Annotated in this window: 15 protein-coding genes; 10 read left to right on the top strand and 5 right to left on the bottom strand. The window is 59.5% G+C overall.

Annotated features, from left to right (window positions below; genetic code table 11):
- The first annotated feature begins 73 nt into the window (after positions 1-73).
- A complete protein-coding gene (locus tag BFR47_RS10640) occupies positions 74-460 on the top strand; it encodes a CBS domain-containing protein (protein ID WP_245748890.1) in 387 nt (128 codons plus the stop codon).
- Between the two features lie 72 nt (positions 461-532).
- Here the strand turns inward: BFR47_RS10640 and asnA are convergent, their stop codons facing one another.
- The gene (gene asnA, locus BFR47_RS10635; RefSeq protein WP_071473053.1) at positions 533-1,525 is read right to left on the bottom strand and encodes an aspartate--ammonia ligase; all 993 of its coding nucleotides are present in this window, start codon (positions 1,523-1,525) and stop codon (positions 533-535) included.
- Between the two features lie 142 nt (positions 1,526-1,667).
- Here asnA and asnC point away from each other — a divergent pair, with 142 nt between their 5' ends.
- Positions 1,668-2,138 carry a transcriptional regulator AsnC gene (gene asnC / locus BFR47_RS10630; RefSeq protein ID WP_071473052.1) on the top strand — a complete coding sequence of 157 codons (471 nt, stop codon included), beginning with the start codon at positions 1,668-1,670 and terminating at the stop codon, positions 2,136-2,138.
- A 55-nt stretch (positions 2,139-2,193) separates the two neighbouring features.
- Here asnC and BFR47_RS10625 read toward each other — a convergent pair whose 3' ends face one another.
- The gene (locus BFR47_RS10625; RefSeq protein WP_071473051.1) at positions 2,194-2,673 is read right to left on the bottom strand and encodes a hypothetical protein; all 480 of its coding nucleotides are present in this window, start codon (positions 2,671-2,673) and stop codon (positions 2,194-2,196) included.
- Between the two features lie 176 nt (positions 2,674-2,849).
- Between BFR47_RS10625 and BFR47_RS10620 the strand changes: the two genes are divergently transcribed.
- The 5 genes from BFR47_RS10620 (at position 2,850) to BFR47_RS10600 (ending at position 9,361) form a co-directional block, all read left to right on the top strand.
- On the top strand, positions 2,850-3,575 hold the full coding sequence (locus BFR47_RS10620; RefSeq protein WP_071473050.1) for a response regulator: 726 nt from the start codon (positions 2,850-2,852) through the stop codon (positions 3,573-3,575).
- Positions 3,565-4,950: an ATP-binding protein gene (locus BFR47_RS10615; RefSeq protein WP_071473049.1), complete on the top strand. Its 1,386-nt coding sequence runs from the start codon at positions 3,565-3,567 to the stop codon at positions 4,948-4,950. The genes BFR47_RS10620 and BFR47_RS10615 overlap by 11 nt, the downstream gene beginning before the upstream one ends.
- A 68-nt stretch (positions 4,951-5,018) precedes the next feature.
- Positions 5,019-6,287, top strand: a complete 1,269-nt coding sequence (locus tag BFR47_RS10610) for an O-acetylhomoserine aminocarboxypropyltransferase/cysteine synthase family protein (RefSeq protein ID WP_071473048.1) — start codon at positions 5,019-5,021, stop codon at positions 6,285-6,287.
- A gap of 323 nt (positions 6,288-6,610) precedes the next feature.
- Entirely contained in the window at positions 6,611-7,786 is a 1,176-nt protein-coding gene (locus BFR47_RS10605) for a M20 aminoacylase family protein (RefSeq protein ID WP_071473047.1), read from the top strand.
- Between the two features lie 63 nt (positions 7,787-7,849).
- A complete protein-coding gene (locus BFR47_RS10600; protein ID WP_071473046.1) occupies positions 7,850-9,361 on the top strand; it encodes an AbgT family transporter in 1,512 nt (503 codons plus the stop codon).
- Here the strand turns inward: BFR47_RS10600 and BFR47_RS10595 are convergent, their stop codons facing one another.
- Positions 9,362-10,312: a LysR family transcriptional regulator gene (locus BFR47_RS10595; protein ID WP_245748889.1), complete on the bottom strand. Its 951-nt coding sequence runs from the start codon at positions 10,310-10,312 to the stop codon at positions 9,362-9,364. It lies immediately after the preceding gene.
- Positions 10,313-10,531: 219 nt separating this feature from the next.
- On the opposite strand from BFR47_RS10595, the gene BFR47_RS10590 reads away from it, so the two are divergent.
- The gene (locus tag BFR47_RS10590) at positions 10,532-12,289 is read left to right on the top strand and encodes a trans-sulfuration enzyme family protein (RefSeq protein WP_071473069.1); all 1,758 of its coding nucleotides are present in this window, start codon (positions 10,532-10,534) and stop codon (positions 12,287-12,289) included.
- Here BFR47_RS10590 and BFR47_RS10585 read toward each other — a convergent pair.
- Entirely contained in the window at positions 12,284-12,904 is a 621-nt protein-coding gene (locus tag BFR47_RS10585; RefSeq protein WP_071473045.1) for a LysE/ArgO family amino acid transporter, read from the bottom strand. The two genes, BFR47_RS10590 and BFR47_RS10585, sit on opposite strands and share 6 nt — an antisense overlap.
- A 70-nt stretch (positions 12,905-12,974) precedes the next feature.
- Positions 12,975-13,379 carry an ACT domain-containing protein gene (locus tag BFR47_RS10580; RefSeq protein ID WP_071473044.1) on the bottom strand — a complete coding sequence of 135 codons (405 nt, stop codon included), beginning with the start codon at positions 13,377-13,379 and terminating at the stop codon, positions 12,975-12,977.
- 177 nt (positions 13,380-13,556) lie between these two features.
- On the opposite strand from BFR47_RS10580, the gene BFR47_RS10575 reads away from it, so the two are divergent.
- Together BFR47_RS10575 and BFR47_RS10570 are read left to right on the top strand one after the other, a co-directional pair.
- Positions 13,557-14,480 (top strand): LysR family transcriptional regulator ArgP, encoded by a 924-nt coding sequence (locus BFR47_RS10575; RefSeq protein ID WP_071473043.1) that lies wholly within the window; start codon positions 13,557-13,559, stop codon positions 14,478-14,480.
- 33 nt (positions 14,481-14,513) lie between these two features.
- Positions 14,514-16,778: a heavy metal translocating P-type ATPase gene (locus BFR47_RS10570; RefSeq protein ID WP_071473042.1), complete on the top strand. Its 2,265-nt coding sequence runs from the start codon at positions 14,514-14,516 to the stop codon at positions 16,776-16,778.
- The last annotated feature ends 289 nt before the right edge of the window (positions 16,779-17,067 follow it).

Here is a 17,067-nt window from a genome sequence, read left to right as displayed (position 1 = left end):
TCGTTCGGAACGATGCCACACTCGGTTTATCAGGCATGCAAGGAGAATGGCGATGGCAACAGTAAGCGAAATCATGCGGCACAGCCTGCCGATGCTGAGGGCCGACATGTCCATCACGAGTGCGCTGGACAGAATGCTGGAGTCCGGACTGAGTGGCCTGCCGGTGGTGGATGCACAGCGGCATATTATCGGCTTTCTTTCCGAACAGGACTGTATTCCCAAGTTGATCAACGCCAGTTACCACTGCGATAACCGGGTTACGGTCAATGATTTGATGCGCAAGGATCCCCTGACGGTCACCCCCGAGGACGATGTCTTCGAACTGGCTCGTATCATGGGCGGTGCCAAACCCAAGCTCTATCCGGTGGTGGAAGACACCAAGGTAGTCGGTATCGTGACCCGGCATCAGGTGATGTTGTTCCTCAACAAGCAGTTGCAGAGCTGCTCCATCAACTACTGATACACGGCCGGATCCGGAATGCAGAACGGGAACCCTGAGGTTCCCGTTTTTTTATGCTCTCTGCGCCGCCGATTACAGCAGACCCTCGATCGACTCGCTCAACTCGGCCGGCCACACCCCGCACTGCACCTGACCGATATGGGACAGTTGCAGCAACAGCATGGCGAGCCGAGACTGGCCGATGCCGCCACCTATGGTCTGGGGCAACTCTCCGGCCAGCAGGGCCTGGTGCCATTCCTGAGCGGCGCGGTCTTCGTGACCGGTCAGCGCCAGCTGGCGGCGCAGTGCCTCCTGGTCGACCCGAATGCCCATGGAGGAAATCTCGAAGGCGTCTTCCAGTACCGGGTTCCACACCAGAATATCGCCGTTCAGGCCGGCCAGACCGTCCTTGCCGGCGCTGGACCAGTCGTCGTAGTCCGGCGCTCGCACATCGTGAATGTCGCCGTGGCTGAGTTTGCCGCCGATGCCGACCAGGAACACCGCGCCCAGCTCTTTGGCAATGGCGCGCTCACGCCCCTTGGCGTCCAGCTCCGGATAACGGGCCAGCAGCTCTTCGGAATGCACGACCTGAATCTGCTCCGGCAGAAACGGCGTCAGGCCAAATTCGGCAGCGGCGGCCTGCTCGGTACGCTTGATAGCACCATAAATGCGATTAACGGTGCCGACCAGGAAATCCGCATCCCGGTCCTGCGCCGACATCACCTGCTCCCAGTCCCACTGATCCACATAGACCGAGTGAATCGGGCTCAGGCGATCTTCATCCGGACGCAGCGCCTTCATGTGGGTGTAGATGCCTTCACCCGGCCCAAAGCCGAAACGACCCAGGGTGTGGCGCTTCCACTTGGCCAGGGAATGCACCACTTCGAAGGAAGCGGCGGGAATGGCCTTGACCTTCACCTGTACCGCTTTTTCGGAGCCGGACAGGTTGTCTTGCATGCCGTCACCCAGGCGGCTGAGAATGGGCGCCTGTACTTCCAACAAATTGAGCTGCTGTGCCAGCTGACCGGAGAAATACTCCTTCACAAAACGGATCTGGCGTTGGCGTTCAATATAGGCTTGCTTCATCTCATTCACCTGGGGTTGTTGTCTGGTTTTGATGAATAATCAGGGAACGAGAACCTTAGTTCAATATTGGATAGAAAAAACTCTATATTTGATTTAAATTCATCAAAATATCACCTTATTTTTGCAGGATATTCAGAATAAAATGGAAAAAGGCGACCTTCATTACCGAATCGATAATCTGGACAAATCCATCCTGATGGCACTGATGGAAAATGCCCGGGTGCCTTATGCGGAGCTGGCCAAGCGTTTCGCGGTCAGCCCCGGCACCATTCATGTACGGGTAGAAAAAATGAAGCAGGCGGGCATCATCGAAGGCACCCGAGTGCAGGTGAATCCCAAGAAGCTGGGTTACGACGTCTGTTGTTTTATCGGCATCATACTGAAAAGCGCCCGGGATTATCCCCAGGCACTGGCCAAGCTGGAACAGCTGGAAGAAGTGGTCGAGGCCTACTACACCACCGGCCACTACAACATCTTCATCAAGGTGATGACCCGATCCATCGACGAACTGCAACAGGTGCTGATCCACCGGTTGCAGCCCATCGACGAAATTCAGTCCACCGAGACCCTGATCTCCCTGCAGCAGCCGATAGACAGGGACGTGACGCCTTAAAGTACAACCCAACACCGGCCCATCCTATTTACTCATGGGCCGGGTTTGTCTACCTTCAGTTAAACTTGCTCAGGGTCTCTTGCATCTGCTTGAGGCGCAGCTGCTTCACCTTGCTGTCGGCGGCAATTTGCTCCAGGGTGGCGGCTTTAAGCTCCGCATCTTCTATCTTGTCCGCCTTGTGCTCGGCCATCATCTTGTGCAGCAACATCTGCTGCTCCATGGCCGCCAGGCGGGCCTGGCGCGTGGCTACAAACTGCGCCTTCAGCTCGGGACTCTCCAGCTTTTCCAGCCGCTTGTTCAGATGCTGTTCGAAACGGACCGGGTCCATCATCTTGCCACCCATCCTTTCGTGATGACGCTGACCGTGATGGCCCCGCTCTTTCATGCCGCCGCGTTCACCCTCGCAGCCTTCTTTCATTTGCGCCTTGTGCGCTCCTGGCTCACCGTCGGCTCCGTGGCTCGCGGCACTCACCAGAGCGGGAACCGTCAGCAAGGTGGCGGCAAGCAACAGGGCGCTGTGTTTGGCTTTCATCATAATGACCTCTATCTGTGGTGGTTTCGCTATCAATTAAAGCAATCCCTTGTCAGCAAACTGTGTCACCCACCGGCTTTTTTGTCACAAAGTGTGACGCCTTTGCCCGCTGTCATACTTTGACATTATTTCCCCTTTGAAGACGCTTATACTGGCGGGGTCACGATGAGAGGTAAGATATGAACAAAGGCAGGCAGTTGCTGGTAGTGGACGATCACGGGGAAATCCGCGATTTGCTGAAACGTTTTCTGGAACAACACGGTTATCAGGTACAGGGCGTGCGTGACGGCCAGGAAATGCGTCAGTATCTGAGCCGCCAGAGTCCCGATCTGATCATTCTGGATTTGATGCTCCCCGGAGACGACGGCCTGACCCTGTGCCGCGAACTCCGTGGCCAGGGCAATGAGGTGCCCATCATCATGCTCACTGCCATGGGTGAGGAAACCGACCGCATCGTGGGTCTGGAAATAGGGGCGGACGACTATCTGCCCAAACCGTTCAATCCCCGTGAGCTATTGGCCCGGATCAAGGCGGTATTACGCCGCCAGCCGGAGGCGGGGTTATCGCCCGCGGCCGATGAACCCAAGCGGCTTGGCTTTGGTCAATGGACCCTGGACCTGGCCCGCCGGGAATTGCTCGACGACAAGGGTGTGACCATCAGCCTGAGCACCGCCGAATTTGATTTGCTGCGCGTCTTCACCCGGCATCCCAACCGGGTACTGAGCAGGGATCAATTGCTGGATCTGGCCCGGGGGCGGGAGGCCCAGGCCTTCGACCGCGCCATCGACACCCTGGTCAGCCGGCTGCGGCGCAAGCTCGAATCCGACTCCCGACACCCTCAGCTTATCAAGACCATCTGGGGCGGCGGCTATATGCTGGTGGCCGATATTCGCCATGGGGACTAAGCGTCTTCGCTACTGGCTGGGCAGCCTCACCGGCCAGGTGATAGTGGTCGCGCTGTTTGCCCTGGTACTGATCCAGCTGGTGGGCGTACAGATTTACCGCATGGAGCGGGAAGAAACCCTCGGGATGGTCAACAGCCGCTTTACCCTGCAACGACTGATTGCGGTTACCCGTCTGCTCAACCAGTCTCCCCCCGCCCTGCACGACGAAATTCTGCGCGCCAGCCGCAGCGAAACCCTGCTGCTGACCGTGACCGACACCCGCCCCCAGCCCGGAGAGCGGAGCGCAAACTTCGAACGTATCATCCGCAACAAGCTCGACTACCCCGATCAGAGAGACATTCATATCAGCATCGAGTCCCGTCAGGGCCTGCGTGACTGGCCCCCCCGGGAACGAGAGCGAGAGCGAGATCGACGTCGGCATCCCCACCCGCCGCCACGGTCCGATATTCGTCTCCATGGCGTAATCGAACTGGCCGACGGCCACTGGCTGAGCTTCACCTCGCTGACCGACCGGGACATTCCCGCCTGGTCCGCCAAGGCGATACTGTCCTTCGTCGTACTGGCCGCCCTGCTGGCCGGGATGATGATCTGGCTGCTGCAACGCACCACCCGCCCCCTGAAAGAACTGGCCCGCCAGGCCGAACGACTGGGCCGGGGCGACAAGCTCGAGCCACTCACAGAAAGCGGACCGAGCGAAATCCGTGAAATGCTGTCGGCCTTCAACCGCATGCAGGACCGGCTCGATCGATTCGTCTCCGATCGAACCCGCATGCTGGCGGCCATTTCGCACGACCTGCGCACACCCATCACCACCTTGCAGCTACGTTGCGAGTTTCTGCCCGAGGGCGAAGACAAACAGAAACTTCAGCAAGGACTGAAGCGCATGGAGCAAATGCTGAACGCCACCCTGCAGTTTGCCCGGGAAGACGGCCTGGCCGAACCGGTACGGAATCTGGATCTGCCCAGCCTGTTGCAAAGCCTGTGCGACGATCTGCAGGACAACGGCCATGAGATCAGCCTGGAAGAACAGGATGCCATTATCTACCGGGGACGCCCCACCGCCCTGCGACGGGCGCTGCAGAATTTGCTGGAAAACGGCGTCAAATACGGCGGCAAGGTGGAAGTGAGATTGCTCGCCGAGCCGAAACGAGTGCGCGTGCTGATCCGAGACTTCGGCCCCGGCATTCCGCAAGAGCAGCTGGAAGAGGTATTCAAACCCTTCACCCGGCTGGACCCGGCCCGCAACCAGGAAGACGGCAGCATCGGGCTGGGGCTGGCCATCGCCCGCACCCTGATCCATCAGCATGGCGGCGAGCTCACACTGGAGAATCACCCCCAGGGAGGACTGCTGGTTCAGGTACTGTTACCGCGCTGAGCGTACCTTTACAGTCAGGATGAAAGCTCCTACATTGGACGACTTTACTCCTACAAGGAAAGTACCCGATGAAAGACGAAACCCTGGCTGTCCACCACGGCTACACCACGGATCCCACCACCAAATCGGTGGCCGTGCCTATTTATCAAACCGTGGCCTTCGAATTCGACAGCGCCCAGCATGGCGCCGACCTGTTCAACCTGGAAGTGCCGGGCAACATCTATTCCCGCATCATGAACCCCACCAACGACGTGCTGGAACAGCGGGTCGCCGCCCTCGAAGGCGGCATCGCCGGCCTGGTGGTTTCGGCGGGCAGTGCCGCCATCCACTATGCCATCCTCACCCTGGCCCAGAGCGGTGACAACATCATCACCACCCCCCAGCTGTATGGCGGCACCTACACCCTGTTTGCCCACATGCTGCCGAGCCTGGGGATTGAAGTACGCTTCGCCGAAGATGCCAGCCCGCAAGCCATTGCCAAGCTGATCGACGCCAACACCAAGGCCGTGTACTGCGAGAGCATCGGCAACCCGGCGGGCAACGTCGCCGACATTCAGGGCCTGGCCGACGTGGCCCATGCCCAGGGCGTTCCCTTGATCGTGGATAACACCGTGGCCACCCCCCTGCTGTGCAAGCCCATCGAATTCGGCGCCGACATCGTGGTGCACTCACTCACCAAATACATCGGCGGCCATGGCAACTCCCTGGGTGGCATCATCGTCGACAGCGGCACCTTCCCCTGGGCCGACCACAAGGAACGCTTCCCCCAGTTCAACGAGCCCGAGCCGGCCTACCACGGCGTCGTCTACACCGAGGCCTTCGGCCCTGCGGCCTTTATCGCCCGCGCCCGAACCGTGCCGCTGCGTAACACCGGCAGTGCCCTGGCGCCGCTCAATGCCTTCCTGCTGCTGCAGGGCCTGGAAACCCTGCCGCTGCGCATGGAGCGCCACGTGGACAACACCTTCAAGGTGGCCGAGTTCCTGAAAAATCACCCGCTGGTAGCCTGGGTCAACTACGCGGGTCTGGAAGATCACCCGGACTACGAACGTGCCCAACGATTCATGAAAGGCAAACCCTCGGCCATTCTGTCGTTCGGCCTGAAGGGCGGCTATGAAGCGGGCGTTCGTTTCTACGATGCGCTCCAGCTCATCAAACGACTGGTGAACATAGGTGACGCCAAGTCACTGGCCTGCCACCCGGCCTCCACCACCCACCGCCAGATGAGCGCAGCCGAACAGGCTCAGGCAGGCGTGAAGCCGGAGATGATCCGTCTGTCCATCGGCATCGAGCACAGCGACGACATCATTGCCGATCTGGAGCAGGCGCTGAAGGCCTAAGCTCTTAAGCGACGTTATACGCGGGGGAGCCGACCCAGCAACAGAAGGGGTAGCTCCCCCGACGCGCTGTAGATACCTCCCCGTACGCTCAGCCGTAGCAATGACAGTGAACATTGCCCAAAAGCTCAACTCCCCACTCTCCCTCGATTCAGTACCGACCAACAAGTTACCTATGAACGAGTTATGACGTGTACTGTTGAATGCCCAACAACACATCAACGTCAGTTATTAATTTCACTACTGGAACCATTAGCAAACCGATTATCAGTTGTTTGCCGGAAGCTGATAGCGTGATGCAATCCAATTAGCCGTCGGAAATATTGATGTCTCCCTTAGAACAACTGAATGAATGGCAGTCAGAAGCACAAGCCATTCGTCGTCGTATCCATCGTCATCCTGAGCTTGGCTTTGAAGAACGTAATACCCAAGCGCTGGTCGTAGAGCATCTGACCGCCTATGGGGTAGACGAGATTTGTACCGACTTTGCCGAAACGGCAGTAGTAGCGGTGATCCATGGCAACCAGGGACCGGGCAAACGTATCGGTCTGCGTGCCGATATGGATGCACTACCGATTGATGAAGAAAACACCTTCGAACACAAATCCGGCTGTGCCGGCAAGATGCACGCCTGTGGTCACGACGGCCACACTACCATGCTACTGATGGCGGCAAGATACCTTGCTCTGCACAAGGATTTCAAAGGTACTGCCGTCCTGTTCTTCCAGCCAGCGGAAGAAGGAGTGGGGGGTGCCGAACGGATGATACATGAAGGCGTACTAGAGCGTTTCCCAGTGGACAGCTGCTTTGCTCTGCACAATATGCCTGGCATTCCTGCAGGCCAGTTTGCCTTCCGGGAAGGACCCATCATGGCCAGTTCGGATCGGCTGTTCATTACCGTCAAGGGTGATAGCGGTCACGCCGGTCTCCCCCACAAAACCCGGGATCCCTTGTTGGTGGCGACCCATATCTATCAGGGTATCCAGGCTCTGGTCAGCAGGACTTTTAGTCCGCTGGAGCCTGTCGTCATTTCGGTAACCCAAATCCACGGCGGTGAAACCACCAACGCCATCGCCGACGAGGCTCATATCAGCGGCACCTTCCGCACCCTGGCACATGATACCCGCAATAACGTCATCACCAGGCTGGAAACCCTGGTGCCTAATCTGGCCAAAGCCTTCGAAATGGAAGCTGAATTCCGACTCGGCCCTATCAGTCACCCGCCTACTGTCAACACTCCCGCAGAAACTGCCATGGCGGTTCAAGCCGCTACTGCGGTAGCCGGTGAGGCCGGAGTAGATGGGGCTACCGAGCCACTGATGGGAAGCGAGGACTTCGCCTATTTCCTCGGCAAGGTGCCGGGCTGCTACGGCTTTATCGGCAACGGCAGCAACGACCCCGGCTGCAGCGTAGGGCTGCACAACAAGCGATATGACTTTAACGATTCAATTATACCGGCGGGTGCGGCCTATTTCGTGACCCTGGTACACCAGATGGGATAACCCCGGAACGGCTCTCCAGAATCGGGGGAGCCAATTCTGTTAATTAAAGAAAGGACTCCAGCAATGTCATCCATCAATACCGGCGCGGTCTCTCGCCCCTCCAACATGATCCAGCGGATCGAGCGCATTGGCGATAAACTGCCGCATCCCTTTTATCTGTTTATCTATCTGTGCGGCGCCGTCATGGTATTGTCGGCCCTGATTAACGCCATCGGCGGCAGTGTGATTCACCCGGGCAACGGCAACGAGATAATGGTGCGCAGTCTGCTAAGTGGTGAAGGACTGATCTACATCCTCCAGTCCATGGTCGGCAATTTCGTGTCATTCAAACCGCTCGGCCTGGTGCTATGCATGATGCTGGCGGTGGGGCTGATGCAGGAAGTGGGTCTGGCCGAGGCGGCAATCAAGGCCTCTTTGCTCAATGCCCCACGCAAGTTTGTCACCGGCACTGTCTTTATGGTGGGTATCATCGGCAACCTTGCCTCGGACGCTGCCTTTATCCTGGTGCCGCCGCTGGCTGGTATTGTCTTTGCCGCCACCAACCGCAACCCCATCGTCGGTATTGCCGCCGGCTTCGTGGCGGTGGCCGCCGGTTTTACCGCCAACCTGTTTATCGCCGGTACCGATGTACTGTTGTCGGGTATATCCACCGAAGCTGCGGCCGTGGTGCAGGCGACAGAAGTATCTCCGGCCGCCAACTGGTACTTTATGCTGCTTTCAGTTCCCTTACTGGTGATCGCGGGCACCTTGATTACCGATAAATATATCGAACCCCGCTTTGATTCACTGCGTAGTCGTGAAGGCGCCGATATGGGGCAGAGCTATACCGTCTCAATCCAAGAAAAGCAGGCGCTGAAATGGACTCTGGCCGCCGCTGCCATCTACCTGGCGCTGTTCCTGCTGGTACTGCTGCCGTCCGGCTCTCCGCTGCGCAACGCCGATGGCGGACTGGTACCGTCGCCATTTCTGAGCGGTATCATCCCGGTAATCATGGGCTTCTTTATCCTCTGTGCCGTGGTGTTCGGCGTGAAGTCGGGGGCCATCAAGCAAGCTGACGATGTGCCGGAGTTGATGACCAGAGCATTGAAGAGTGTAGGCGGCTACATAGTCCTGGTGTTCGTGATCGCCCAGTTTATCGGCTGGTTCAACTGGTCTAATCTGGCCATCTACGTGGCAGTAAATGGGGCCGAATGGTTATCCGGGCTGCAGTTGCCCAATATCGTGATGCTGGCGTTGTTCATGGTGCTGGCCGGAGCCATGAACCTGATCGTATTCAGCGGCTCGGCCCAGTGGGCCATCATGGCACCGGTATTTATACCGCTCTTTATGCTGCTGGGCATAGACCCTGCCAATACCCAGATGGCCTACCGTATCGCGGACTCCACCACCAACATTATCTCGCCCACCAACCCTTATATCCCCATGGTGCTTGCGTTGATCGCCCGCTATAACCCCGAGGTACGCTTCGGTACCTTCCTGGCGATGATGTTACCCTATGCCCTGTTGCTATTCACAATCTGGGGTGGCGCTTTTTTGCTGTACTTCATGCTGGGGCTGCCAGTCGGGCCCATGTGATCACACTGCTGCTCCCGGTTGGCCCGGGAGCAGTACTAGCCCCAGCTTTACCGCCTGCCAACTCATCACCTGATCCTGAATCTTGAGACAGAACTCGTCGATCAGCGGTCGCTGGGCATCCTTGCGTAGCAATAGCCCGACCTGACGGTACTGGTAAGGCGCGCGGATGGGCAGAAAGCGGATGCCAGGTGTATTGTCGATGGCAAAAATGGTCGAAGACAGAATGGCCGAGCCCAAGCCACTGGATATCATGCCCAACAGGGTGGAGGTGTGGGAAGCATTGAACTCGGGATCATAGCTTAACCCGATACGATGAAAGGCCTCGTCGGCCAGGGTGCGCAAACTGTTCCCCGGGCTGACACCGATACTTGCGTGCTCGTAAGCCTGCTCCCAACTGATTCTGTCGGCGTTTGCCAAGGGATGATCTTCGCGGCAAGCCAGACACAGATAGTCTTGAAACAACGGGATAAAATGGAGTTCGGGATGATAGCTCGGGGTATTAATGCCCACATCGGCCCGGCCTTCAAGCACAGAACGCGTGATGTCATCCACCCGCTCTTCGATCAGGCGGAAAGTGAAATCGTTATATTGGCGTTTCATGCTGTTCAGAGTCATGGGAGCCAACGAGGCGGACAAGGTGTAGAGAGACGACACCACCAATGACTTATGAAAGCCGTGACTACGGTCGCGGTTATCCCGTAACAGCTTATCCAGTCGATTGACGATGACACGGGCCTCCCGATACAGTGCCTCACCGGCCTGGGTCAAGCTGAGCTCCCGTCCTTCCCGTATAAATAATTCACCTTCCAGTTGCTGCTCCAGCCGTTTAAGCATCTGACTAAGAGCCGACTGGGTCAGATGAACTCGCTCGGCGGCACGAGTAATATTACGCTCTTCCACCAGGGTGATAAAAGCCTTGAGCTGACGGTAACTGATATCTATGAGGTGCAACTCCAAGCTCGATAATGCATGCAACTATAACACGCCATAACCACGCTCAGCGGTCGAACAGAGCTGTCTGAACGTGGAACTGGAGCAAGATAAAAGAGCTGTCATTATCCCGGGCAACCCTCTTCAGGGTAGATGCGAATACAACAGGCCGGCTTCTCCATCTGGCCCTTTCAGCCTTCCTCGGCCATGCTTGAGGATATGCCTGAACAGGAGCCAGACATGTCTGTTAATCCGGAGTTGTCACCCCGTCGTCATTCCAGCCAGGCCAAGGATGAACAGGCCCTGGTCACCGAACAATTGCAGCATTTCGGCATAGACCCACACAGCCCCTATGGCCAGCGCCTGGGTCAGGCGGTGCTTAATCTCAACCGCACCAATCAGGACATTCACGCACTCTGGCAGCTGACCCAAGACACCCTCGCCAGCCTGCCGCCCGAGCAGCAGATCAGCCAGTTCAACGCCAAGAAATTTCTCTCCTTTCAGCTCGCCAAGGTACTGGAAAACCTGCAGACCCCCTTTCGTCAGCAATGGCGCGGCCTGAACATGGAGCTGGGCTCTCGGCTGGCCAAAGGCCCCTACCCGCTGTTTGATCGGGTACCGGCGCTGTTTTCCGCCAACCCGGTGATCGTGCGCACCGCCACCTATGTCTATGCCTGTACCGAATGGATCGACGATGCTTTTCATGGCCGGGAGTCCAGTCATGCCATCTATACCCGGCTGCTCAACCCCACCTCGCTGGCACTGGCCAATACCATGGTCGAGCTGGAGGCCGGCCCCCACGGAGCGGATTATCTGGCCTGGAACTTCAACTCCGGCATGGCCGCCATCGATGCCCTGCTGGGCACGGTGCTGGAGCGTGACGACATCCTGCTGGTCAGCCGCAATGTCTATGGCGGCGTGCATCAGCTGCTGCAGGACTATTACGCCCGACCCCAGAAGCTGGGCGTCACCCTGGTGTGGTTCGACGGCACCACAGCCGATGAATTCCGCCAGGCGCTACAGCAGGCACTCACCGATCATCAGGAAGCGCTGGACCGAGGCGCTCGACTGCGGGTCTATATCGAGTCGCCCTGCAATCCCCATGGCCTGATGCTGGACGTGCCCGCCATCTGCCGCCTGAGCCACGAGGTCGACGCCCTGGTGATGCTGGATGCCACCCTGGCCACCCCGGTACTGTTTCGCCCACTGCAGCGTGCCGACAAGGCCGAGCGACCGGATTTTGTCATCCACTCCTATACCAAGGATCTGAGCGGCACCGGCAGCACCACCGCCGGGGTAGTGATAGGTCAACAGCCCCGCATGTTCCTGCCCAAGGGCGAACCCGGCTGGGAGCAGACCCTGTTCTGGCAGGTGTATTACATCAAGGGGGCTTTTCTCGACGGCGACAAGGCCTATGAGGTGATGACCGGGCTCAAGACCCTGGAACTGCGCATGCTGGCCAAATGTATCAATACCCTGGTGTTTACCCGCTTCCTGGACTCCCATCCGCAGATACGGGTCAATTCCCACGCGCTGGAGCAGCACCCCAATGCCGGCCTGCGGCATCAGCTACTCGAGCTTGGCCTGCCCAGCCCGCTGTTTACCTTCGATCTCGAACCGGCCGGACTGCCCAGAGACGCCTTCGTACGCTTCTTCGACGCCCTGGAGCCAGCCTTTTCCCATATGGTCAGCCTGGGCCAGACCAATACCCTGGTGCTCTGTCCGGCGCTGACTTCCCATTCCGAACTGGACGACAGCGCCCTGGCCGCCGCCGGCATCAGCCGCACCACGATCCGGGTGGCCATGGGCATGGAGCGGGTGCGCGAGCTGATCGCTCATATCATCCTGGCCGCGCGGCTGCATATCGATCCGGTCAGCCCCGGCTTCAGCCGGCAGTTCATGGCCAGTGAACAGGTGGATCGTCTGGTGGACGCCACCACCCTGGCCGTGTACCGGGAGCGACTGGCACAACAGCAAAGGCTGGATCAGCTGTTATAGGATGTCACTCAACCCCAGCGCCAGCCTGGCGGCCAGCAGCCACATCAGGGTGCCGATGGTGGCATCCATCACCTTCTGCACCACGGGCCGGTTGAGCCAGTTGCTCATCCGTGCCGCCGCCAGCGCCAGGGTAAAAAACCAGATCAGCGAGGCGCTGAAACACCCGAGGGCGAAGGCCCATTTGTCCCGTTCGGCAAAACCACCGCCGACCGAGCCCATTATCATCACGGTTTCGATATAGACCTGGGGATTGAGCAGCGTGACCGCCAGCACCCCGATGATCACCGCCTTCAGACCCCGCTCTCGCCCGCTCAGCGCCACCGACTGCCCTTGCTGGAACACCCGGCGCCAGCAGTGCGCCCCATACAACAGCAAAAACACCATGCCCGCCAGGCTGATGCCCCAATAGAGCACACCGTGGGACTGCAACGCGGCACCACCACCGAACACCCCCAAGCCTATCAACAACACATCGAACAGGCTGCAGATGGCCGCCACCAGCAGGTGGTATTGCCGCCGCATCCCCTGATTGAGCACGAAGGCATTCTGCGCCCCGATGGGAATAATCAGCCCCGCCCCCAGCGTAAAACCCTGCACCCAGGGAAACCAATACATAACGCCGCACTCCTGCTAAATCACGCGAGGGGCAGGTTGTTCCGCCCCCCTTCAATACCCGACAGACTATTCAGCTCATGCCGTGGGCAAACTCTTTCAAGGCCGACAAGGCCGCTTCTGCTTTTTCCGATTGCACAAACACATGATCGTGATAATAGGCGGCGACCACATTTGCACTGATGCCATTTGATGCCAACTTTTCCGCTACCGCCGCCGTCAGACCCACCGCCTCCAGGCTCGAATGCACCGTTAACGTGATTTGCCTGAATCTGGCGTCAAATGTCAGCCCGGCCTGTTGTGCCGTTTCGGCACACAGGATCAAGGTCAAACCTTCTGCCTCCCTGAAACAGGCCAACGGATTCAACTGCACATAGTCCGAATAATCACCCTCGACCGTACAGAATACATATTCACCCTCTTGAATCTCGGGTGACATGGATGTCAACAATTCATCCAACTCAACAATTCCCGGCATAGCCTTGTCCTCGTTATTGCAGAAACTTGATTGCCTGAATGCCCCCGATACCTGTCGTTACCGGCTTGCTCTTCATAGGCGGCTTAAACAATGGAAGCCAGACTAGAGAAAGGCTAAAGTTAAGTAAAACTAATAAAACTTCATCATCATAAGAATAATTAATAACGGAAGGCATTAATGAGCGAACTGGACTACAAGCTGCTGGCCGCCCTGGACAAAGTGGTGAGCGAACAAAGCTTCGAACGCGCCGCCCGGCTGCTGCACCTGACCCAGTCGGCGGTGTCCCAGCGCATCAAACAGCTGGAACTGCGACTGGCCCAGCCGCTGCTGATACGCAGCCAGCCACCGCGGCCCACCGAGGCGGGCCGGCAGTTGCTGGCCCATTACCGGCAGGTGAGTCAGCTCGAAAACGCGCTGATGGCCGAGCTGCTGCCCGATGCCCCGCAAAAACCGCTGGGGGTCACCATCGCCACCAATGCCGACAGCCTGGCCACCTGGCTGATCCCGGCACTGACGCCGCTGCTGCATTCCCATCCCATCGAGCTGAACCTGCTGGTAGAGGACGAATCCCGCACCCTGGACAAGCTGAAAAGCGGCGAGGCCTTCGGCGCCATCAGCCTGTCCGACGAGCCCCTGCCGGGCTGCCGCTGCGACTGGCTGGGGCAGATGGACTACATCCTGGTGGCGACCCCCGAGTTCAAGGCCCGCTACTTTGCCGATGGTATAGGACTCGACGCCCTGCGGCGGGCACCGGCGGTGGCCTTCGATCAGAAAGACGACATGCACGCCCGCTATATCACACAGCACTTTGGCCTGGCCGCCGGCGACTACCCCTGTCATACGGTGCGCTCCTCCGAGGCCTTCGTCGCCATCGCCCGCGCCGGTGCTGCCTATTGCCTGAATCCCCGGCTGATGATTGCCGACGATCTGGCCCAGGGCCGGCTGGTGGAGCTCTATCCCCAGGGCACGCTGATCCAGCCCCTGTACTGGCACCGCTGGCTGCTGGAGCGGGGCATTCACAAGGATCTGTCCCGCCGCCTGATCGACTATGCCCGACAAGCGCTGCCGGCTATTGACTCTGGAGGCACCTCCAGGGTCTAAACTGTGCCCGAACACCTTATTCAGGAGCACACCATGAAACACTGCTGTGACCACACCAGACACCAGACACCCCGGGCCGAACATCATCACCATACTCATCATTGCCAGCCCCGCAGTGAACCCGTCGGTCAAACCGTCTCCTGCGTGAGCGATGACCACGGCACCAGCGAAAAGGTGGCAGCCGGCGACGACGATGGCCCCGGCAGGGCCCACTCCTGGCGTATCGGCGGCATGGACTGCCCCAGCTGCGCGAGCAAGATTGAAACCGCCGTTCGCCGCCTGCCCGGCGTGCTCAGTGCCGAGGTCCGCTTCAGCACCGAGCGGCTGCTGGTGCAGCTGACCCCGGAGGTGAGCCCGCACGCCGTGACCCAGGCCATCCGCGGTGCCGGCTTTACCCCTATTGACGAACAGAAAGCCGAGCATCGGCCTGCCACCGTTCCGTCCACGCCATGGCAAGACAACCGGTCGATACTGGTGCTGTTGGCCCTGATAGTGGCCGCCGGCGGTGCCAGCCTGTTGTTGCCCGTCGTCGCCCCGGCGCTGTTTACCCTGGCCACACTCTGGGGTATCTGGCCCATCGGTCGCAAGGCGCTGCAACTGGCTCGCAGTGGCTCGCCTTTCTCCATCGAGACCCTGATGACGGTCGCCGCCTGCGGCGCCCTGCTGCTCGGCGAAACCGCCGAGGCAGCCATGGTGTTGCTGCTGTTCCTGATAGGAGAAAAGCTGGAAAGCCTGGCCGCCAATAAGGCCCGCAAGGGGGTGAAGGCGCTGATGGCACTGGTGCCAAACCAGGCTTTGCGCGTCACCGCCAACGGCCTGGAAAAAGTCACCGCCGCCAGCCTGCGGCCAGACGATGAAATAGAAGTGCACCCCGGCGGTCGGTTGCCGGTGGACGGCACGCTGCTGACCGAACTGGCAGCGTTTGATGAAAGCGCGGTGACCGGCGAGTCGCTGCCGGTCGAGCGCAGCAGGGGCGAGCGGCTTGCCGCCGGCAGCCTGCTGGTGGATGTGGCGGTTCGGGTACGGGTGACCTCCACCTCGGGCAACAACACCATAGACCGCATCCTGCACCTGATGGAGCAGGCCGAGTCCAACCGGGCCCCCATCGCCCGCTTTATCGAACGCTTCAGCCGCTGGTATACCCCGGCCATGATACTGGCCGCCACCTTGGTGGCGCTGGTGCCACCGTTGCTGATGAGTGCCGACTGGGCCACCTGGACCTACCGCGGTCTGGTACTGTTGCTGATCGGCTGCCCCTGCGCCCTGGTAATTTCCACCCCGGCGGCGGTGACCTCGGCCCTGGCCAGCGCCAGCCGCATGGGCATTCTGATCAAGGGCGGCGCGGCCCTCGAACAACTGGGCAAAATAAACACCCTCGCCTTCGACAAGACCGGTACCCTGACCCAGGGCGAGCCCCGGCTGCAACAGCTGATCATCTTTCCGCCCTTCGAACGCAAACTGGTACTGACTCTGGCCGCCGGGCTGGAAGCCGGTTCGCATCATCCGCTGGCCAGGGCGCTGGTGACCGCCGCCGAGACCGAAGGCATCCAACCCGAAAATCTGCCCCACAGACGCACCCTGCCCGGCGCCGGCATCGAAAGCGAGTGGCAGGGACAGCCGCTGAAGATTTGTACCCCGGCCCATCTGAATGCCGGTCAATTGACCGCCGGGCAGCAGGCCGAGATCGATCGGCTGCGTGCCGACGCCCATACTCTGGTGGTGTTGGTGATCGGCGAACAGATCGCCGCCCTGTTCGCGCTGAGCGACCCGCTGCGAGCCGATGCCAGAGTCGCCGTGGCAGCACTGCAGCAACTGAATATCCGCTGCCTGATGCTGACCGGCGATCACCAGACCGCCGCCGCCCGTATTGCCGATGAACTCGGCATCGATTACCGTGCCGAATTGAAACCCGAGGACAAGCTGGAAGCCATCATGCAACTCGGTGCCTCTCGCCAGCTGGCCATGGTCGGTGACGGCATCAACGATGCCCCGGCGCTCAAGCAGGCCAGCGTGGGCATCGCCATGGGCCAGGGGACCGACGTGGCGCTGGACAGCGCCGATGCCGCCCTCACCCACAACCGGCTCACCGGCCTGGCCGATGCGGTGCGGCTGTCTCGCGCCACCCACCGCAACATCCGCCAGAACATCACCCTGGCGCTGGGGCTGAAGGCGGTGTTTCTGGTGACCAGCGTCCTCGGTATCACCGGCCTCTGGCTGGCGGTGCTGGCCGACACCGGCGCCACCGCCCTGGTGACCCTCAATGCCTTACGATTACTGACAGTACGGAGTCAGGAGTGAGGGCACCTCATACCAATCGGACTAAAGACTGGGTCGTTGTTGAGTTCGAGTGCAGAGACAACACAGCCACCTTCCATGGCATGTCACGGTCGTGGGAAACGCTCTCTGTTGCCTCTTTACGAGCACCGAGCTGTCTGTAGACGACACCTGCAGGCCACTCCCTGCCATCAGGGAGAATAAAGGACGCAGCGCCGCCGACCCACCGCGCCAGGGATGGCGCGGTGGAGCCCCCATGGATGATGAGATGGACACCTCTTGTGTAACCGGCGTCGCGATGCGCCATATTTGG

The sequence above is a fragment of the Oceanisphaera psychrotolerans genome (assembly GCF_001870485.1).
Classification (GTDB): Bacteria; Pseudomonadota; Gammaproteobacteria; order Enterobacterales; family Aeromonadaceae; genus Oceanimonas; species Oceanimonas psychrotolerans.
The sequence above is the reverse complement of the archived record's forward strand: the minus strand, read 5'-3'. Positions and strand labels throughout refer to the sequence as shown.

Bases quoted from the DNA above. Each gene is read 5' to 3' on its own strand.
- BFR47_RS10600 (WP_071473046.1), top strand. From the start codon at position 7,850: ATGTCATCCATCAATACCGGCGCGGTCTCTCGCCCCTCCAACATGATC.
- BFR47_RS10590 (WP_071473069.1), top strand. From the start codon at position 10,532: ATGTCTGTTAATCCGGAGTTGTCACCCCGTCGTCATTCCAGCCAGGCC.
- BFR47_RS10625 (WP_071473051.1), bottom strand. From the start codon at position 2,673: ATGATGAAAGCCAAACACAGCGCCCTGTTGCTTGCCGCCACCTTGCTG.
- BFR47_RS10605 (WP_071473047.1), top strand. From the start codon at position 6,611: ATGTCTCCCTTAGAACAACTGAATGAATGGCAGTCAGAAGCACAAGCC.
- asnA (WP_071473053.1), bottom strand. From the start codon at position 1,525: ATGAAGCAAGCCTATATTGAACGCCAACGCCAGATCCGTTTTGTGAAG.
- BFR47_RS10615 (WP_071473049.1), top strand. From the start codon at position 3,565: ATGGGGACTAAGCGTCTTCGCTACTGGCTGGGCAGCCTCACCGGCCAG.
- asnC (WP_071473052.1), top strand. From the start codon at position 1,668: ATGGAAAAAGGCGACCTTCATTACCGAATCGATAATCTGGACAAATCC.
- BFR47_RS10570 (WP_071473042.1), top strand. From the start codon at position 14,514: ATGAAACACTGCTGTGACCACACCAGACACCAGACACCCCGGGCCGAA.
- BFR47_RS10620 (WP_071473050.1), top strand. From the start codon at position 2,850: ATGAACAAAGGCAGGCAGTTGCTGGTAGTGGACGATCACGGGGAAATC.
- BFR47_RS10640 (WP_245748890.1), top strand. From the start codon at position 74: ATGCGGCACAGCCTGCCGATGCTGAGGGCCGACATGTCCATCACGAGT.
- BFR47_RS10575 (WP_071473043.1), top strand. From the start codon at position 13,557: ATGAGCGAACTGGACTACAAGCTGCTGGCCGCCCTGGACAAAGTGGTG.
- BFR47_RS10585 (WP_071473045.1), bottom strand. From the start codon at position 12,904: ATGTATTGGTTTCCCTGGGTGCAGGGTTTTACGCTGGGGGCGGGGCTG.
- BFR47_RS10580 (WP_071473044.1), bottom strand. From the start codon at position 13,379: ATGCCGGGAATTGTTGAGTTGGATGAATTGTTGACATCCATGTCACCC.
- BFR47_RS10610 (WP_071473048.1), top strand. From the start codon at position 5,019: ATGAAAGACGAAACCCTGGCTGTCCACCACGGCTACACCACGGATCCC.